4 protein-coding genes and 1 pseudogene are annotated in these 3,374 nt (G+C 51.3%); 3 read left to right on the top strand and 2 right to left on the bottom strand.

Features of this window, described 5'->3' with window-relative positions; all coding sequences use genetic code 11:
* Positions 1–448, bottom strand: a 448-nt coding sequence (locus tag NCN04_RS09750; RefSeq protein ID WP_250395965.1) for a hypothetical protein, incomplete at its 3' end; no start/stop codon positions are given.
* A 237-nt stretch (positions 449–685) separates the two neighbouring features.
* On the opposite strand from NCN04_RS09750, the gene NCN04_RS09745 reads away from it, so the two are divergent.
* Genes NCN04_RS09745 through NCN04_RS09735 form a run of 3 tightly spaced genes read left to right on the top strand, consistent with a single transcriptional unit; the run spans position 686 to position 3,246 of the window.
* Complete coding sequence (locus NCN04_RS09745; RefSeq protein WP_250395966.1) at positions 686–1,660, top strand: ABC transporter ATP-binding protein; 975 nt, start codon at positions 686–688, stop codon at positions 1,658–1,660.
* Positions 1,660–2,457 carry an ABC transporter permease gene (locus NCN04_RS09740; protein WP_250395964.1) on the top strand — a complete coding sequence of 266 codons (798 nt, stop codon included), beginning with the start codon at positions 1,660–1,662 and terminating at the stop codon, positions 2,455–2,457. Before NCN04_RS09745 ends, NCN04_RS09740 begins: the two co-directional genes overlap by 1 nt.
* Positions 2,458–3,246 carry an ABC transporter permease gene (locus tag NCN04_RS09735; protein ID WP_250395963.1) on the top strand — a complete coding sequence of 263 codons (789 nt, stop codon included), beginning with the start codon at positions 2,458–2,460 and terminating at the stop codon, positions 3,244–3,246.
* On the opposite strand, the pseudogene NCN04_RS09730 reads toward NCN04_RS09735, so the two are convergent.
* Positions 3,163–3,374, bottom strand: a pseudogene (locus tag NCN04_RS09730) (mechanosensitive ion channel family protein); the annotation flags it as partial. The gene NCN04_RS09735 and the pseudogene NCN04_RS09730 overlap by 84 nt on opposite strands.

Below are 3,374 nucleotides of genomic sequence, written 5' to 3'. Positions count from 1 at the left end.
CGAAGGGAGCGAAGAGAAGTTTGTCGTCAACGAAGGAGAGGTTTTTGATGACCTCGTCGTACTGTTGTGTCCACTGTGGACTGTTGGGAAAGGAGCTTAATAGTGAGTCTTGATAAAGATTTCGCAGTGCATAATCAGTTCCTAGAACTAGGTCTGGTCCAAGGTTGAGTTTGCTGTCTTCGCTGATCTGATTCTTCATTAAATTCTCTCTGTAGGCAACTGTCACAACACGCGTGTTCGGATTTGTTTTGAGGAATAGCTGAGTGAAAAGGCTAATTCGCTTTTCCGCGCGTTCTTTAGAGGTTTGTGTGAATTCTTTGTCTGGAATTGGGTAGGCAATATAGAGGGTGCTGGCTGGCTTGTTGGCTGATGAGCAGCCCGAAAGCAAGAGCGGCAACATCATTGTTGCGGTTGTGATGGTGTTGATTAATCCAGCTCTTGTTGGCATGCTAGGGATTCTGTGCAGGATTGGCTAATCGTATTTGATGATGCTTATCATTGTAGACGGGAGTTTAGTTCAGCGCATGAGTGTGCAGTCTTTATCAATCAGCTTTGTTTGCAATGCTTGAGTTGATTTGTGCAGATTCCATCTTGACTGGAATCAACTTCAGATTTTGCGCATATAGGTTTGAAGCTTCTACTCTTCTCTCAGAGTCTGGTGTGATCCCTGAACCCTTCATCTTCACTGATCACGGTTGAACAGCTGAGCAAGATCTATCGGGTTGCTGATAAGCAGCCTGGCCTGGCTGGCACCCTCCAGCATTTTGTGAATCGTCGTTATCGCGATGTGTCCGCGGTACGAGACGTTTCCTTTGTCATTGAACCTGGGGAGATGGTGGGATTTCTTGGTGCCAATGGCGCGGGCAAAACCACCACCTTGAAAATGTTGTGTGGCTTGATCAATCCCAGTGCGGGCCAGGTGGTCGTTGCAGGTCATCAACCGCAAAAGCGTCATCCAGACTTTTTGCGCCGGATCACGTTGGTGATGGGGCAGAAGCAGCAGTTGCTGTGGGATCTGCCACCGATGGATTCCTTGAGGGTGAATGCTGCGGTGTACGGCATTAACGATCGGGATGCCAATCGCCGGATTGCCGAGCTGTCGGATTTGTTGGAGTTGGGAGAGGAGCTCACCCGTCCTGTTCGTAAGTTGTCGTTAGGCCAGCGCATGAAAGCCGAGCTGCTCGCGGCTTTGCTTCATCAGCCTGAGGTGTTGTTCCTTGATGAGCCCACCCTTGGCTTGGATGTGAATGCGCAAGCCCGGGTTCGGAAGTTTTTGTCGGATTACAACCAAAGGACTGGTGCCACTGTGCTGCTCACGAGTCATTACATGGCAGATATCACGGCCTTATGTCCGCGTGTGTTGTTGATTCATCAGGGGCATTTGTTCCACGATGGACCGCTTGATCGCTTGGCAAGTCGGCTTGCGCCCGAGCGCCATGTTCGCCTCGAACTTGCTGCTCCCGTTGGGGCTGAGGCATTTTCTGGCCTTGGCAGGCTCGACAGTTGTCGCGACTGCGAGGTGAACTTGCGAGTACAGCCTGATCAGCTCACTGCCGTTGTGGCACAACTTTTGGAACGCTTTGACGTGCGTGATCTGGAGGTGAATGATCCCCCGATTGACCAGCTGATCGGTGATCTGTTTCGCCAGGGAGGTGTTTGATGCGGATTTTTGGATTGAATCGCAAGATTATTAGAGTTTTATTGGGCACGGAATACGCTCATATGTTGGAATATCGAGCCGAAATCGCCCTGTGGGCTCTTTCGGGTGTTCTCCCGTTTATCATGCTCATCCTTTGGAATGGCAGTGATGCTCGCGGTGTGTTGGGGATGGATGGTGTAGGCCTTGATCGTTATTTTTTGAGTGCCTTTTTGGTGCGACAGTTTTCTGTTGTTTGGATGGTTTACGACTTTGAAGAGGATGCTCTCACTGGCAGATTGTCTCCATATCTTCTTCAGCCACTCCATCCGCTCTGGCGATATGTCGCAAGTCATCTTGGCGAGCAGCTCACGCGTTTGCCTTTTGCTGCGGCCATCACCGCGATTTTCTTTCTGATTCAGCCCAAGGCCTTCTGGTTGCCATCCTTGGGTCATTTTGTTCTGGCTTGGTTGGCCACATGGATGGCCTTCTCGATTGCTTTTTTGTTGCAAAGCCTGATTGCTTCCCTTTGCTTTTGGAGTGAAAAGGCCAGTGCTCTGGAGAGGTTGTTGTTCATTCCCTTCCTTTTCTTGTCTGGTCTGCTTGCTCCTCTCACCGCTTTTCCACCCCTCGTTCGTGCGTTGGCTCAGTGGACGCCCTTCCCCTATCTGATTGACTTTCCGGCGCGTGTTTTAGCGGAACAACCTGTTGACTTGTTGGCTGGATTTGCAATCCAGTTCGCCTGGATTGCGCTGCTTTTGCCGCTTGTGCTTCTGCTTTGGCGCGCTGGGGTTCGGCGGTACAGCGCGATGGGGGCCTGAATGGGGCGTTACTTCAAAAGTCTCCGGCGATTTTGGGGAACAGCCGTGGCCTCACAGTTGGAGTATCAATTCAATGTTGTGATTGAGTTGATTGCGGTTGGCTTGAGCTTGCTAGGCAGCCTGTTCATGCTCTCTCTCTTTTTTGGACCAGGCCGTGAGTTGGGTGGGTGGAGCTGGCACGAAGCCTTGATTGTTCAGGGTTTTTATACGGTTCTCGATGGGGTTGCCAGCACCTGGTTACGCCCCAACCTGTCTTCGATCGTGACCCATGTGCGTGAAGGAACGCTTGATTTTGTACTGCTGAAGCCGATTGATAGTCAGTTCTGGTTGTCATTGCGGACCATCTCACCAGCAGGTTTGCCGGAGATTGTTCTTGGCTTGTTATTGGTGATTTGGGGCGGGCATCAGGCTGGTGCTGCTTTGACACCTCTCGGCATTGCGGTGGTGTTGGTGATGCTCTTCGCTGGTGGGTTAATCCTGTATTCACTCTGGTTTTTAATTGCCGCGACCAGCATTTGGTTTGTGAAAACCTGGAATGCCACTGAGGTTTTGCGGGCTGTGTTGGCATCTGGTCGCTATCCCGTAGCAGCCTATCCAGCGCCCTTGCGTTTGCTCTTCACCTTGGTGATTCCAGTGGCATTTCTGACGACTGTTCCGGCTGAAGTCGTGCTGGGGCGGGCTAACGCCCCCATGCTCTGGCTTGGGTTAGGCCTCGCTGTTGGGTTTTTCGTCGCTGCCCGTCAGTTCTGGTTGTATGCCTTGAGGTATTACACCTCCGCCTCCAGCTGAGTGCAGACTTTGTTGAAGGTTTGGTGGCCATTCCATTGGATACACCTGACGTTGTGGGAACGGAATGGTGATTCCTTTCTGTTCAAACTGCTTCCAGATTGTTCGGCGTAGATCACTGCCAACTTCAT

The sequence above is a fragment of the Synechococcus sp. MU1655 genome (assembly GCF_023630655.1).
Classification (GTDB): Bacteria; Cyanobacteriota; Cyanobacteriia; order PCC-6307; family Cyanobiaceae; genus Synechococcus_C.
This window is presented reverse-complemented; position numbering and strand designations above follow the sequence as displayed.

Excerpts from the sequence above, each read along its gene's own strand:
- NCN04_RS09740 (WP_250395964.1), top strand. The coding sequence starts at position 1,660 with ATGCGGATTTTTGGATTGAATCGCAAGATTATTAGAGTTTTATTGGGC.
- NCN04_RS09735 (WP_250395963.1), top strand. The coding sequence starts at position 2,458 with ATGGGGCGTTACTTCAAAAGTCTCCGGCGATTTTGGGGAACAGCCGTG.